This is a genomic window from Sphaerimonospora mesophila, from assembly GCF_001417795.1.
Classification (GTDB): Bacteria; Actinomycetota; Actinomycetes; order Streptosporangiales; family Streptosporangiaceae; genus Sphaerimonospora; species Sphaerimonospora mesophila.
This window is the reverse complement of record NZ_BCBX01000047.1, coordinates 1-13116: the sequence shown is the minus strand read 5'-3', so window position 1 is coordinate 13116 and position 13116 is coordinate 1. Positions and strand designations below refer to the sequence as shown.

Annotated in this window: 13 protein-coding genes; 8 read left to right on the top strand and 5 right to left on the bottom strand. The window is 67.8% G+C overall.

Translation table 11 applies throughout. From position 1 onward, the window contains the following. Positions 1-213 precede the first annotated feature (213 nt). The 3 genes from AP234_RS27420 (at position 214) to trhA (ending at position 2626) form a co-directional block, all read left to right on the top strand. Positions 214-1077: an isocitrate lyase/PEP mutase family protein gene (locus AP234_RS27420; protein ID WP_055482747.1), complete on the top strand. Its 864-nt coding sequence runs from the start codon at positions 214-216 to the stop codon at positions 1075-1077. A 117-nt stretch (positions 1078-1194) separates the two neighbouring features. Further along, positions 1195-1800 (top strand): DUF1707 SHOCT-like domain-containing protein, encoded by a 606-nt coding sequence (locus AP234_RS27415; RefSeq protein ID WP_055482746.1) that lies wholly within the window; start codon positions 1195-1197, stop codon positions 1798-1800. 148 nt (positions 1801-1948) lie between these two features. Continuing rightward, the gene (trhA, locus tag AP234_RS27410) at positions 1949-2626 is read left to right on the top strand and encodes a PAQR family membrane homeostasis protein TrhA (protein WP_055482634.1); all 678 of its coding nucleotides are present in this window, start codon (positions 1949-1951) and stop codon (positions 2624-2626) included. Between the two features lie 39 nt (positions 2627-2665). Here trhA and AP234_RS27405 read toward each other — a convergent pair whose 3' ends face one another. Further along, the gene (locus AP234_RS27405; RefSeq protein ID WP_055482633.1) at positions 2666-3781 is read right to left on the bottom strand and encodes a winged helix DNA-binding domain-containing protein; all 1116 of its coding nucleotides are present in this window, start codon (positions 3779-3781) and stop codon (positions 2666-2668) included. A 189-nt stretch (positions 3782-3970) separates the two neighbouring features. Between AP234_RS27405 and AP234_RS27400 the strand changes: the two genes are divergently transcribed. The 3 genes from AP234_RS27400 (at position 3971) to AP234_RS27390 (ending at position 7464) form a co-directional block, all read left to right on the top strand. After that, positions 3971-6019 (top strand): SpoIIE family protein phosphatase, encoded by a 2049-nt coding sequence (locus tag AP234_RS27400; RefSeq protein WP_055482632.1) that lies wholly within the window; start codon positions 3971-3973, stop codon positions 6017-6019. Positions 6020-6233: 214 nt separating this feature from the next. After that, on the top strand, positions 6234-6707 hold the full coding sequence (locus tag AP234_RS27395) for a hemerythrin domain-containing protein (RefSeq protein WP_055482745.1): 474 nt from the start codon (positions 6234-6236) through the stop codon (positions 6705-6707). 142 nt (positions 6708-6849) lie between these two features. Next, positions 6850-7464 (top strand): cytochrome P450, encoded by a 615-nt coding sequence (locus AP234_RS27390; protein WP_235558403.1) that lies wholly within the window; start codon positions 6850-6852, stop codon positions 7462-7464. 312 nt (positions 7465-7776) lie between these two features. Here AP234_RS27390 and AP234_RS27385 read toward each other — a convergent pair whose 3' ends face one another. From AP234_RS27385 to AP234_RS27375, 3 genes are all read right to left on the bottom strand, one after another. After that, positions 7777-8532, bottom strand: a complete 756-nt coding sequence (locus AP234_RS27385) for an SDR family oxidoreductase (protein WP_055482631.1) — start codon at positions 8530-8532, stop codon at positions 7777-7779. Between the two features lie 193 nt (positions 8533-8725). Then, the gene (locus AP234_RS27380) at positions 8726-9493 is read right to left on the bottom strand and encodes a pirin family protein (protein WP_055482630.1); all 768 of its coding nucleotides are present in this window, start codon (positions 9491-9493) and stop codon (positions 8726-8728) included. A gap of 106 nt (positions 9494-9599) precedes the next feature. Further along, the gene (locus AP234_RS27375) at positions 9600-10163 is read right to left on the bottom strand and encodes a YceI family protein (protein ID WP_055482629.1); all 564 of its coding nucleotides are present in this window, start codon (positions 10161-10163) and stop codon (positions 9600-9602) included. 113 nt (positions 10164-10276) lie between these two features. On the opposite strand from AP234_RS27375, the gene AP234_RS27370 reads away from it, so the two are divergent. Continuing rightward, positions 10277-10741, top strand: coding sequence for a MarR family winged helix-turn-helix transcriptional regulator (locus AP234_RS27370; RefSeq protein WP_055482628.1), 465 nt, complete (start codon positions 10277-10279; stop codon positions 10739-10741). 136 nt (positions 10742-10877) lie between these two features. Here the strand turns inward: AP234_RS27370 and AP234_RS27365 are convergent, their stop codons facing one another. After that, a complete protein-coding gene (locus AP234_RS27365; RefSeq protein WP_083502485.1) occupies positions 10878-12374 on the bottom strand; it encodes a DUF2079 domain-containing protein in 1497 nt (498 codons plus the stop codon). Positions 12375-12535: 161 nt separating this feature from the next. On the opposite strand from AP234_RS27365, the gene AP234_RS27360 reads away from it, so the two are divergent. Beyond that, positions 12536-12727: a hypothetical protein gene (locus AP234_RS27360; RefSeq protein WP_055482626.1), complete on the top strand. Its 192-nt coding sequence runs from the start codon at positions 12536-12538 to the stop codon at positions 12725-12727. Positions 12728-13116 lie beyond the last annotated feature (389 nt).

Sequence of the window (13116 nt, the reverse complement as noted above, 5' to 3'; positions counted from 1 at the left end):
CCAGGATGGTGCATCGCAAGGCGGAGGAGGGGCTGAGTAGCGGAGCTACGAGCGACGACTCCAACGCCGCGAGGTGCCGCCCTGGACGACGCGACGAGGCAAAGATCGGCGGGAGGGGCACTAGGGTCGATGCGACCCGGCAGCCGTCCAGGCGGCTCGCTGTGGACATGACGGAATCGAGTAGTGGTGAGGCCCACCGAGGAGGGCACCGGCATGCCGACGGTGAGAACATCGACGACCCTGGACCCCGCTGACCAGCGCAGCCGCGCGGAGGCGTTCGCCTCGCTGCATGAAGGCCCCACGTTCGTGATTCCCAACCCGTGGGACGCCGGCACGGCGCGGCTGTTCACCCGGATGGGTTTTCCCGCCCTGACCACCACCAGCGGCGGCCTCGCCCTCGCCCTCGGCCGGGTGGACGGCGCCAACCAGGTCACCCGTGAGGAGACGCTGGCCAACATCCGCGCGATCGTCTCGGCCACGCATCTGCCTGTCGCGGCCGACCTGGAGAGCGGTTTCGGGCCCGACCCGCGGGACGTGGCCGACACGATCCGCCTCGCGGCCGAGGCCGGTGCCGTGGGCGGCTCGATCGAAGACGCCACCGGAGACCCGTCCCGGCCCATCGCCGGGCTGGACGAGGCGGTGCGCCGGGTGGAGGCGGCGGTGGCGGCCGCGCGGGCGCTGCCGTTCCGCTTCACGCTCACCGCACGCGCGGAGAACTTCCTGTACGGCCGACCCGACCTGGACGACACGATCACCCGGCTGCAGGCGTACGAGGCGGCCGGGGCCGACGTGCTCTACGCCCCGGGCCTGCCCGACCTTGAGGCGATCCGTACGGTCTGCGGCGCGGTCGGCAGGCCGGTCAACGTGCTCGCCGGCGGCTCGGACGGGGTGACCGTCGCCCGGCTCGCCGCCGCGGGCGCCCGCCGCGTCAGCCTCGGATCGGCCCTGGCGCGTGCCGCGTTCAGCGCGGCCTTCGCCGCGGCACAGGAGATCGCGGAGCAGGGCACGTTCGGTTTCTCCCGCGGGATGCTCACCTACGCGGAGATGAACGCCCTGGGGGCCGACCCCGCTGGGTGATCGCTGCCGACCTGACCGGAAGGCCGACCGGTCCGGGCGGTCTGGCCGCCCGGCGAGGGCCGGTCGGTGGAGACGGCGGGCTCCCTGTGGGGGCGAATGAGAACTATCGTGTTCAGCATGGAAAATCCTCCTCAGCGTAGGGACTCCCAGACTTCGCACCTGCGCGCATCGGACAGCGACAGGGAGCGGATCGCCACCGTGCTCGGCGAGGCCCTGAGCACCGGTCAGCTGAGCCACGAGGAGTACTCCGAGCGCCTGGACGGCCTCTATCAGGCCAAGACCATGGGGGAGCTCGAGGTCCTCACCCACGACCTACAGGTCGACCGGCCCCGTCCGGCCGCGAGCCCGGTGTCCTACGCGCCGAGTGCCAACTCGGAGCCCGAGAACATCGTCGCCGTCTTCGGCGGCGCCGAGCGCAAGGGCCGCTGGCGGGTACGGCGGCGGACGAAGGCCTTCGCCGTCTTCGGCGGCCTGCGGTTCGACCTGTCCGAGGCCCAGTTCGAGGCCAAGGAGGTCGAGATCACGGTCAACGCGGTCTTCGGCGGAGCCGAGATCATCGTGCCCGAGGGGGTGGAGGTGCGCTGCAGCGGTGTCGGCGTCTTCGGCGGCTTCGACGTGCAGAGTCCCCCGGACGTCGACCCGTCGGCGCCGGTCGTCGTGGTGAAGGGGTTGGCGCTGTTCGGTGGAGTGAGCGGCAGGGTCCGGCGCCGACGCGAACGCTGAGCGAGGCGCCTGGAACGCCATCGCGGCTGTTCGATCCCGGTCGTGGCCGGCGAGGACCGCGGCGATGGCGACCCTTCGTTGGGTGAGCCGGCTGTCGCGCCCGGAGAGCGTACTTGCGAGTAACCTACGGTACCGTAACCTAGAGGTCATGACGTCGGTCCATCCAACGCACCTGCGACCCGTGGACATCGGCAAGCCCCGGATGCGGGGCTGGTTGCACACCTATGCCTCCGGAGTCGCAGCGGTATGCGGCATCGTCCTGTGCTCGCTCGCCGCCGTACGGCCGGGCTGGTCCCCCTTCCTCAGCTGCCTCGTCTACAGCCTGAGCGTGTGCGCCCTGTTCGGCACCAGCGCGCTCTACCATCGGCGGGTCTGGTCGGAGCGGGGCTATCAGCTGATGCGCCGGCTCGACCATTCCATGATCTTCGTGTTCATCGCGGGGACCTACACGCCGATCAGCGTCCTGCTGCTGCCCGATGGCCTGCGACAGGTCATCCTGATGGTGGTCTGGGGTGGCGCCCTCTTCGGCGTGGGCATGAAGATGATCACTCCGAACGCTCCCCGATGGCTGTCCACCCCCGTCTACGTCGCCCTCGGCTGGGTGGCCGTGGTCGTGCTGCCCGACATCCTGCACAGGGGTGGGGTGACCGTGCTGGTGCTCGCCCTCGTCGGCGGCGCCCTCTACACCGTGGGCGCCGTCTTCTACGCCATGCGCAGGCCGAACCCGTGGCCGACCGTCTTCGGCCATCACGAGTTCTTCCACGCCTGCACGCTCGTGGCCGCGCTCTGTCACCACATCGCCGTCTACTTCGCGCTCTATTCCTGACCCGGATCTCCGGCCGCCGCTCCCAGGTACGGCGACGGCCTACGGCAGCTGCACCTCGGGTGTAAGGCCGACGAAGCGTCCGTACCCTTCGAAGGCCTTCTTGATCTTTGTCCGATCGGCCCTGTTCAGCGGCACGAGTGGATGGACCGCGATCCGCACCTTGGTCTTGGTGACTGACCGTTTCCAGGTGCCGACGACCCGGCCGTCGCGCACCACTGTGGCCTGGAACATGCCGTTGCTCCCGGGGATGATGGCCGACTTGTGCTCGTCCGCGAGCATGAGCGAGCGGTCCTTGTAGCCCAGCAGATATTCGTCGAACCCGGGCAGCACGATGACCTCGCGGCCGTCCAGCAGGGGTGGTGCGGCGTCGAGCAGCGCCGGATCCAGGTACATCTCGACGCCGTCGACGGTCACGGCGGCCAGTCGGTCGCCGGCCACCGCGATGCCGCGCCTGGCGTCGGTCATGGTCAGCCCGGTCCAGCCGGCGAAATCCTGCCGGGTGGCCGGCCCGCGGCCACGGAAGAACCGCACCGCCATGGTGGCCAGCGCCTCGTCGCGGTCAGGCCGGTGCGGGTCGGGGACCCACTCGTCGAGCAGCACGAAGCTCTGCTCGTTGCCGATGTTCGGGGCGATGCACAGCACGCCGCGCTGGCTGGCGTACCACAGCAGGTGGTAGCCGAACTGGCCGGGTGCTTCGATGCCCTTGTCGGCGAGCACGTCGATGCACTGCGACCGGGTCAGCCGGCCACCGCCGGCCAGTGCCGTCCCCAGCACCTCCACCGCCTGGTCGGCGATCTCCTTGCTCAGCCCGAGGTGCTCGCGACGCTTCGCCGCGCCCGCCAGCGCCCGCGGGCCCATCAGGTCGAGCATCCAGTGGGCGTCCCGCGACGGAACGAAGTGAATGGTGCCGCGCATCGGCCAGGTGCGCAGCGCCTCGCGCCGCTCCAGCGCGGCGGTCACGTCGTCGACGGTACGTCCCGGCAGGCGTACGCCGAACGACCACAGGCCGCCGGCCAGGTCCTGCGCCTGCATCGCGCCGAACCAGGTCACCACCCCCGCCACGTCGTCCGGCCGATCCGTACCGTCATGCCGGTCGTGCAACAGCAGACTGGCCATCCGTAAGGTGAGCGCCTGCGCCCGAGTGATCTGCGTCATTACCATCCCCTCGCGGGCAGCGTACCGACCGCCTACGACAACATCGGGCCGTCGCCCGACCACACCGATTCTCTATCCCACCGATGCATGCCAGTTGGGCGATTTGCACCTATATTTCCTAGTTGGGGCTAGTTGGCGCATTGCATTCGTCGTCGGTGCCTGGGGACGGTGCGACGGAGGAAACTGGTAATGGGCGTTGCCCGCGGGGAAGAAACGAGTGGCCTTCCGCTGGAGGTGTTCGACCCGTCGCCGGTCGGGGTGCTGGTCACCGAGGGGAAGGAACATCGCCTGGTGTACCTGAACGACGCCTTGCGTGCGATGTTCGGCGACCGGCCGCTCGGGACGCCTGTCCGTGAGGCGTTCAGCAATCTTCTACAGCAGGACTCCCTTTCGCTGTTCGACCGGGTCCTGGAGACGGGCGAGGCCGTACGGCGCGATCAGGCCACCGCGAGGGTGGCCTGCCCCTCCGGCGGATCGCAGGAGCGCTTCTTCCACTACAGCCTCTCGAAGATTCCTCTGCCCGGCGGGAAGAGCGGAGTGCTGCAAGTGATCGTGGAGGTCACGGAGCAGTTCGTCGCCACCAGGCGGATGCGTACCCTCGCCCGGGAGCAGCGCCGTCTCCTGCGCCGCTATCAGAGCCTGATATGGGTGAACGCGCACACGGTGTGGGTGAGCGACCCCAGCGGCAGGTTCAGAGAGGTGAGTCCGGACTGGAAGAAGATGACCGGGCAGACACGGGAGGAGTACCGCGGCTACGGGTGGCTGCAGGTCGTCCACCCCGAGGATCGCGCGTCGATCATGGACGCCTGGCTTCGGGCCGCGGAGGAGGTGCCTCCGCTGATAGAGCAGGTCTTCCGGGTGCGCGTCCTCGACGGCACCTATCGGCACTTCCGGCTGCGAGCCGTACCGGTATGCAAGGACGGCGCCGTGGTCGAGTGGGTGGGCGCATCCACCGAGATCGAACAGGAGTGGCAGGAGAACCGGTGCAGAAAGCTGCTCGACCGCGCCGCCGCGGCCGTGGCGGACATCACCGATCTGGAGGAGATGTTCCAGGCGCTGGCCGATGTGATCGTCCCGGAGCTCGCCGACGCCTGCCACATCCACCTGCTCCCCGAGCTCGCGGACAGTTTCTCGGACGTGTTCGTCACCGAGCGCATCGCCACCGCCGTACGCGCCGGACTGCCGAGAATGCTCCGGCGCCAGAAGGCCCACCACCCCTCCGACAGTGAGTTCATGCGCGCGGTACGGGAACGCCGGCCCGTCTACCTGTCCTTTCCCCCGGGTGAGCCGCCGCCTTACTACGACGCCAAGGCCAGGGTGTGGATCACCGAGGCCAGGGCGCACAGCCAGACGATCATCCCGGTCGTCGTTCAAGGCGAGGTGGCGGCGGTGGTGGTCGCCGCCGTCTGCGGGGACCGGCCGTCGATCGATCCGGCCGACGTCGAGCTGATGGGGCAGATCCTCGACCACACGCACGACGCCCTCGGCATGGCCCTGCGGTTCCGGCGCACCCAGCGGGTGGCGCTCGCCCTGCAGCACAGCCTGCTGGCGGAGCCGCCGCACGTCCCCGGGATGGAGATCGCCGCCCGCTACCAGGCGAGCCCGGCCGCAGCGGAGATCGGCGGGGACTGGTACGACGCGTTCACACTGCCCGGGGGCGCCGTGGAAGTGGCCATCGGAGACGTGGCCGGGCATGACCTGGCCGCCGCCGTCTGGATGAGCCAGGTACGGAACATGGTCCGGGCGCTGGCCGTCGACCGTGACGAGCCCCCGGGAGACATCCTGCACCGCCTGGACACCGCACTCGAGACCTTGAACGGTGAGACGACCACCGTGACCTGCGTACTGGGGCGACTCGAAGCGGCCGGGGACGGCGCGTGGCGGCTGACTTACGCGGTGGCCGGACATCTGCCGCCGTTGCTGGTCACGCACGACGGTGACAGCCGCTTCCTGCGTGAGGCGGACAACCCCCTCCTCGGCCTGGTGTTCCACGATCGGCCGTGGATCAGTGCAGTCGTGCCGCTGCCGCCGGCCAGCACGCTGCTGCTCTACACCGACGGCCTCGTCGAGCAGAGGGGAGAGGACCTCGATCGGGGCCTGGACCGGCTGCGACGGTACGCCGAGTCGCTCGCAGGCGAACCCCTGAACGGGTTCTGCGACGGACTGCTCACCAGCATGCCCATGACGGGGGAGGACGACGTCGCGCTGATCGCACTGCGGGTGCCCCCCATCGGATGACGATCCGCCCACGACCGCTCTCACCGACAGCCGTCGCGTCAGCTCAGATGCCGCTCGTCTCCTTCGGCATTTTTATCCAAGTGGCGTTGTAAATACAAGTAGAATGGGGGAAAGTCGAACCCAGAGAGAACGACCGCGAAGCATCGGCGCACCGGTCCGGCATGACGCCGTACGTGCGACATCGATGGTGACGCCGGCAGAAGGAGATCACGTGGTGGAGAGCGGGACACTGTCGTCGGCGCTGGAGCGCGAACACCGCGAGATCGATGAGGGGATCGAAACCTTCGTCGCGGGACTGGCCGAGGGCAGAGAGGACACCACGCCGCTGAAGCGCGCGATCGAGGGGCTGCGCCGCCACATCTACCTTGAAGAGGAGTTCTTGTTCCCGCCGTTGCGGGAGGCGGGCATGATGGCACCGATCTTCGTCATGTTGCGCGAGCACGGTGAGATCTGGCAGGCGATGGATCGCCTGGACGCCGAGATCGGTAAGGGCGTCGCGGCCGACCCGGTGCGTGGGCTGTGCGCCGAACTACTCGATCGGCTCGAACAGCACAACTCCAAAGAAGAGCCGATCATCTATCCGCAGGCCGACTCGGTGCTGACGCCCGAGGCGACCGATCACCTCCAGCGGTTCCTCGCGTCCGGTCGCATCCCCGAGGGCTGGGTGTGCGGGCGGGCGAAGGCCTGACCGTTCTCCGCGGCCGACGCCGCCGCCGCGACCACGCTCGACCGGCCCGGCGGATTTCCCGGCTGTGCCCGCCACCTTCGCGGCCTCCACCGTGTCCCCAGCGGAGTCGACACACCGCGTGTGACGGCAGTCTCCTCGTCCCGTGTGCCGCGGCCCCTCCCTCCTCATCGCGGCACGCGACGAGGAGTCGGACGGCTCCGGATTCACCGACGTCGAACTCCGCGACACGATGATTCTGATGATCAACGCCGGGTACGAAACGACCGTCAACGTCATCGACCAGGCCGTCTTCGCGATGCTGGCGTTCCCCGACCAGCTCCACCTCGTCCGTACCGGCAGGGCCACCTGGGAGGACGTGGTGGAGGAGACCCTTCGCGCCGAGCCCGCCATCAAGTATCTGCCGCTGCGCTTCGCCGTGACCGACATCGAGCTGCCCGACGGACAGGTCATCGCCGCGGGAGACCCCATCCTCGCCGCCTACGGAGCCGCCAACCGTCACCCCGACTGGCACGGGCCGGACGCCGACACCTTCGACGTCACCCGCAAGGTGAAGGACCATCTGACGTTCGGCTACGGCGTGCACTTCTGCCTCGGCGCCCCCCTGGCCCGCCTCGAAGTCGCGGAGGCCCTGCGCCGGCTCTTCGAGCGTTTCCCCGACATGTCACTCGCGGCACCGCCCGAGGCACTGCGGCCGGTGCCCACCCTCATAAGCAACGGTCACCAGGAACTCCCCGTGTACCTGCGCGCAGTGGAATAGCACGTCGCCGTTGTCCGAAAGAAGGCGGGAGCGGGTTCGGTTCCCGCCTTCACCGTCGCCGGAAGGGCCACCGGCCGAGGACATCGCCCTGGCCCAGGCCGTACGGTCGCCTGGGCGTGGGTGGGGGCCGTCGGCGAGCAGCGCGAGGGGTTCGGGTGGGGAAGCGGCCGCCGCCCGGAGCCGGAAGGATCTCGCGGTTCCGGACGGCGACCGCCACAAGCCCGGCGCGGCATCGGGCTTCGGCACCCGGCGAATCGCGCTGAGCACCGCGGTCTTGTCCCGCACGGCTCTCGTGAGCTGTGGGCGCCCCGGCTACTTTCCGGTCACGTTCCGGCCGGGCCAGTCCTCGTAGCGGATCGTGCCGAGGGTGGCATCGTCAATCGGGACCAGCGACAGCTCGCTCAGCTCGCTGCCGAAGTAGCGCGCGTGCGGGTCGGTGACCACCTCGCGCGGGTCGTCCCAGGCGGCCAGCGCCTGGCGGAAGAACTCGTCCATCCGGAACCGCTCGGGGCCGGCGATCTCGACCCTGCCGTTCAACGGCGCCCCCACGGCGGTCCGGCCGACCGCCTGGGCCACATCGTCGCCCGCGATCGGCTGGAACGGTACGGGCGCCAGGTGCACCTTGCCGTCCACCGTGGCCTCATCGGCGATGCTGCGGGTGAACTCGAAGAACTGGGTCGCGTGCACGAGCGAGAACGGGATCTCCGACTTCTCGATCAGCCGCTCCTGAGCGATCTTCGCCGCGAAGTAGCCGTTGTCCGGCATCCGTTCCGTGCCCACGATCGACAGCGCGACGTGGTGACCCACGCCCGCCGCCGCCTCCGCCGCCAGCAGGTTGCCCGTGGAGGTCTCGAAGAACCTCAGCACCGCGGCCCGCTCGAACGACGGCGAGTTCGACACGTCGATCACCACCTGCGCACCCGCCAGCACCTCGGCCAGCCCCTCGCCGGTCAGCGTGTTGACGCCGGTGTTCGGCGCGGCCGCCACCGCCTCGTGCCCATGCTCGCCCAGCATGGTCACCAGCTTCGAGCCGATCAGGCCGGTCCCCCCGACTACCACGATCTTCATCACTGTCCCCTTTCGTCCGCCGGGTCGTCTTGTCGCCGCCCGGTCGCCGGCTAAGACCGGGCAGCCTCCGGGTTTGTGACACCCGCCGCGAAATTCCTTGGAGGGGAGGCCGGTTGACGATCAAGGCGATTCGCGTGCGGCTACGGGCACCTGCCTCGGCGCTGTGAGATTCGCAAGCCGTGCGCGGCCGTCTTCAGGCGGCGATGGCGGCGTGCATCTCCCACACCAGGATCTCGGCCGGCTCGACGGCGGTGACCCTCTGGCCGCCGGTGGCGGTGAAGCGTACGGCGCCACCGGTGCCCAGCGTGCCCGCGCCCTCGAGATCGACCGCGCCGCGCGGCACGAACAGGTGCAGGAACGGCGCCTCGGGCAGCTGTACGCTCTGCCCGGCCTGCAGGCGGGCCGCGTACAGCGCGGCATAGCGGTTCTTGATCCGGATGGCGGCGGCCCCGTCGTGCTTGGCCATGCCGGACGCGACCGGCACCAGCCCTCCGCCGAGCAACTCGGCGTCGATCTCCAGTTGCTCGTAGCCGGGGGAGATACCCGCCTCGTCGGGAACCACCCACATCTGCACGAAATGCACCGGCTCGTCGTGGACGTCACCGCCAAGGCGCCAGGAGTCGTTCTTCTCCGAGTGCAGGATGCCGGTGCCGGCGCTCATCCGCTGGGCCAGGCCCGGGTAGATGACTCCGTTGTGCCCCTCGGAGTCCTGATGGACCAGGGAGCCCTGCAGCACCCAGGTGACGATCTCCATGTCACGGTGCGGATGGGTGTCGAAGCCGGTCCCCGCGCGTACGACGTCGTCGTTGTTGACCAGCAGCAGACCGTGGTGGGTGTTGGCGGCGTCGTAATGGTGGCCGAAGGAGAACGAGTGCTTGGAGTCCAGCCAGTCGATCTCGGTGACGAAGCGCTCGCCGGCACGGCGGACGTCGACGCGCGGTGTGAGGGACAGGGCGGTCATGTCGGATTCCCTTTCGCGAAGGTGACGTGTTCGTGAAGGTGGCGGCGTGCGTGAAGGCGACGGCCGTTCGTGACGGCGACGGCGGCGGGACGGTGGACGGACGCCCTCAGGCGTTCTTGATCGCGGAGACCTCGAACTCCAGCACGATCTTGTCGCTGACCAGGAAGCCGCCGGTCTCCAGTGCGGCGTTCCAGGTCACGCCGTAGTCCTTGCGATTGATCGCCACCGAGCCCTCGAACCCGAGCCGGGTGTTGCCGAACGGGTCGGCGGAGGCGCCCTCGAAGGTGAAGGGAATGGTGATCGTGTTGGTGACGCCCTTGATGGTCAGGTCGCCCGTGAGGTCGAAGCTCTCGTCGCCGGTCATCCGGAAGCCGGTGGAGACGAACGTGATCTGCGGGTGCTCCTCCATCGCCAGGAAGTCGTTGCTGCGCAGGTGTGCGTCACGCTGCTCGTTGCGGGTGTTGATGCCGGCGGCCTGGATGGTCACGCGCACGGCGGTGGCGGCAGGGTCCGCGGCGTCGAAGGTGACCGTGCCGTCGAAGTCGTCGAACGCGCCGCGGACCTTGGTGACCATCGCGTGGCGGGCCACGAAGCCGATCTGGGTGTGTGCCGGGTCGATGGTGTAGGTGCCGGTGTACGGGGTCAGGTCGAGGCCGGTGGTGGCGGTCATGTCGATCCCTCCGGGAAAGAAGATGATGTGTCATTCACTGCCTTGAACATACATGACACGTCATTGATCCCGCAACTCAATGACGTGTCATGGAGATCGGGTAGGGTGGACGCATGGACGCTCCCCGATGGCTCGACGACGACCAGCAGCGTGCTTGGCGGGCCTACCTGCGCATGCAGGCAGGGCTGAGTGCCGCGCTGAACCGGCGGCTGCAGGCGGCCTCCGGGCTGTCGCTGGCCGACTACGACGTGCTGGTCCACCTCACCGACGCGCCCGATGGGCGCCTGCGCCCGTATGAACTGCAACATGCACTGGACTGGGAGCAGAGCCGTCTGTCACACCACCTGAGCCGGATGCAGCGTCGCGGCCTGGTCGAACGCCAGGAATGCGCCGCCGACGGCCGAGGCGCGTTCATCGTGCTCACCGAGACCGGCCGCGGCGCCATCGAGACCGCCGCGCCCGACCACGTCGAGACCGTCCGGCGGCTGTTCTTCGACCAGCTCACCCCCGAGCAGGTCACCACGCTTGAAGAGCTCTCCACCCGGGTCCTGGCCCGGCTCGACGGCGCTGACGGATAAGACGCGCGACTGATGAGGCGCTCCACCGGAGCCTCGGCTCGGATGGCGGAGGTGCCGACCGGGCGGCAGAGCGCGTTTCAGCGACCGCTTTCCATGGTTCCTGAAGCGAAGATGATGCACGCATGGCTGGAAGCGTTCAGCGCGCGAATGTTTCCTGCGACCACGGCTGAACCGATAACGGATCACACAGGACGATATAGCCGTCTCGCGCGAAGACTTCGCGGTATCCGCGTCGTCGCAGTCGTTCCACGTCTGCGGCTTGGTCTTGAATCGAATCGAAGTGTGGTTGCTTGTCCTTGAGGTCGGCCAGAATCCACGGCGCACGCGCAGGGCGTGCGGCCGTCTTCGCGGCCCAGGCCACGACCTTTGCCCGAGCCGACATGTTGGGGCCCAGAGCGTTGGCCGCTTCCACGAGGACATCGTCCGGTATCCGGCGTACTGCTTCACTGGCCGCGGCGAATCGGGTGCCGGTCTTGTACCAGCTCGGTATGAAAAGATTTTTGAATGCGAAGAACGGGACTATGCCCACCGCCGTAACCGCCGCGACAACGGTCCAGGACGGGACGAATTTTTCAAGTCGCCGCCCTCGCACCGCCCTGCGGAGCCGTAACGTGCCGTCGACGGCGGCGCAGAAGAGAGCCATCACGATCGCGGCGTTGTAGTGGTAACCGGTCCCCCACCAGCCGGCGGCGCCGGGATCGGTGGCCAGCATACGTTCGGCCAGCAAGGCGCCGGGCGCCAGGACGTACGGTGACAGGAGCGGGAGGAAAAGCAGGGGAGTGAAGAGTAGCGAGACCGTCCACAATTTGGTGTCCGGTGTGGAAAGGACACTAAAAATGTCGTGAGGCTGGGTCACAATGTGGGTGACCGCCTCAAGGGGATTTTCGCCCCACCCGCTGTAGTACCAGTAGCGGTTAGGATCTCCGCCGTTGGCCGGCATGATCACATAGTTGGTCAGGCACAGAAACCCCGTACCTCCAATCATCATCACGAGTCCCACTCGGCGCCATTCGCGGACGAAGAGAAGGCCGGCTCCGAGACCGGTGACCAAGACCCCAAGATCTTCCTTGACCATGAGCAGGGCGACCGCTGCTGCGAGCACCTGCCATCGTCGCCCTGCCTGAAGTCTCTCGAACAGGATTGCGGTGATCAGCGGTACGAAGGCGTACTCATGGAAATGAAAGCTCATCGCCTCAGCGATGGGCCAGGACAGAGCGTAGGCAATGCTCAAAGAGTATGCGGCTCTCGCGCCGAGCGCGCGCCTCACATAGGTCCAGAAGGGCACCACTGCCAGAGCGAAAAGAGCGGCCTGCGTCACGATGAGCGTTTCCGGGCCGTCATGGATCCAGTACAGCGGGGCCAGCAACGCGAGGATCGGCGAGAAGTGATCTCCTAGCAGGGAGAATGCCGATCCGAGCTCCTGCCAGTTCCCCTTGGTGAACGAGAGGGGCGGGCCGAAGTTCGCGTACCCTCGTACACCCTGGTCAAAGATGACCAGATCATAGACTCCTGTCCGGAATGTGTAGAACTTGACCAGGCCAAGCAATGAGTATCCCAGGAAGGATATTACAGTGATGGTTCCCACGGCGTAGCCATGGCGCAGGTCAATAGAAGATCGCCGTGAAGGAGACATGGGGCAGATGATGTCATGATTTCTGGCGTCGGGTTGACATCTTCCAGTAATGAGGGCAACGTGACTCTGTGTATTTGGAAATATCCATTCCGCTGACTCGTCAAGGTTAATATCCTGGCTCTGAAGGTACGTATGCCGCTCTTGGGGATAGCGGCAGGTTCGTGCCCCGGCGTGAGTTCGGCAAGGACAAGAACCTCACCGACGCCAGGGGTACCCATGAGCAGTTCCGGCGGCATGTGTGCAACGTCTACAAGATGCTGCTCACGCGTGGGCTTCGTAGGGTGGTCATCTACGCGGTCGATCCGGAAACACGGGAGTTCCTGGCCGGGCTGGTCAAGCTCGAGAAGAAATGAGGTCGGCCAGGAAGCTTCGCGGCTCCGGGTTCACCGCGTAGATAACTGTCCCGCGCATGTCCTGGGTGAGCAGGACCTTGTACGCGACTGCGACGCCGGGCTGAGCGACGCTATCGCCGCGATGTTGCCGGGCGCTTAATTCGAGGGTGCCGCTGCCGCATCTGAACGAACGGCAGCGGCGGTCGATGCTGGCGGCCGAGGCCCGATTCCTGGGCACGGCGGTGTGCGAGCTGTTGCCCGGGCGACTGGGGTCAGCGAGAGGAGCAGCTCAGGCGGCTACCCAACCCGGGACGGCAGTGGCGGCCCAAGGCGATCCGGTCCAGGTCGAAGACCACAGCTTCTTCTTAACCGGCCCCGACGTCCCGCACGCGATCTCCTACGGCGTCTAG

What these genes read in the sequence shown, in the direction of transcription:
- AP234_RS27385 (WP_055482631.1), bottom strand. Translation starts at nt 8,532, where the DNA reads ATGAAGATCGTGGTAGTCGGGGGGACCGGCCTGATCGGCTCGAAGCTG.
- AP234_RS27400 (WP_055482632.1), top strand. Translation starts at nt 3,971, where the DNA reads ATGGGCGTTGCCCGCGGGGAAGAAACGAGTGGCCTTCCGCTGGAGGTG.
- AP234_RS27375 (WP_055482629.1), bottom strand. Translation starts at nt 10,163, where the DNA reads ATGACCGCCACCACCGGCCTCGACCTGACCCCGTACACCGGCACCTAC.
- AP234_RS27415 (WP_055482746.1), top strand. Translation starts at nt 1,195, where the DNA reads ATGGAAAATCCTCCTCAGCGTAGGGACTCCCAGACTTCGCACCTGCGC.
- AP234_RS27365 (WP_083502485.1), bottom strand. Translation starts at nt 12,374, where the DNA reads ATGTCTCCTTCACGGCGATCTTCTATTGACCTGCGCCATGGCTACGCC.
- trhA (WP_055482634.1), top strand. Translation starts at nt 1,949, where the DNA reads ATGACGTCGGTCCATCCAACGCACCTGCGACCCGTGGACATCGGCAAG.
- AP234_RS27420 (WP_055482747.1), top strand. Translation starts at nt 214, where the DNA reads ATGCCGACGGTGAGAACATCGACGACCCTGGACCCCGCTGACCAGCGC.
- AP234_RS27380 (WP_055482630.1), bottom strand. Translation starts at nt 9,493, where the DNA reads ATGACCGCCCTGTCCCTCACACCGCGCGTCGACGTCCGCCGTGCCGGC.
- AP234_RS27370 (WP_055482628.1), top strand. Translation starts at nt 10,277, where the DNA reads ATGGACGCTCCCCGATGGCTCGACGACGACCAGCAGCGTGCTTGGCGG.
- AP234_RS27405 (WP_055482633.1), bottom strand. Translation starts at nt 3,781, where the DNA reads ATGACGCAGATCACTCGGGCGCAGGCGCTCACCTTACGGATGGCCAGT.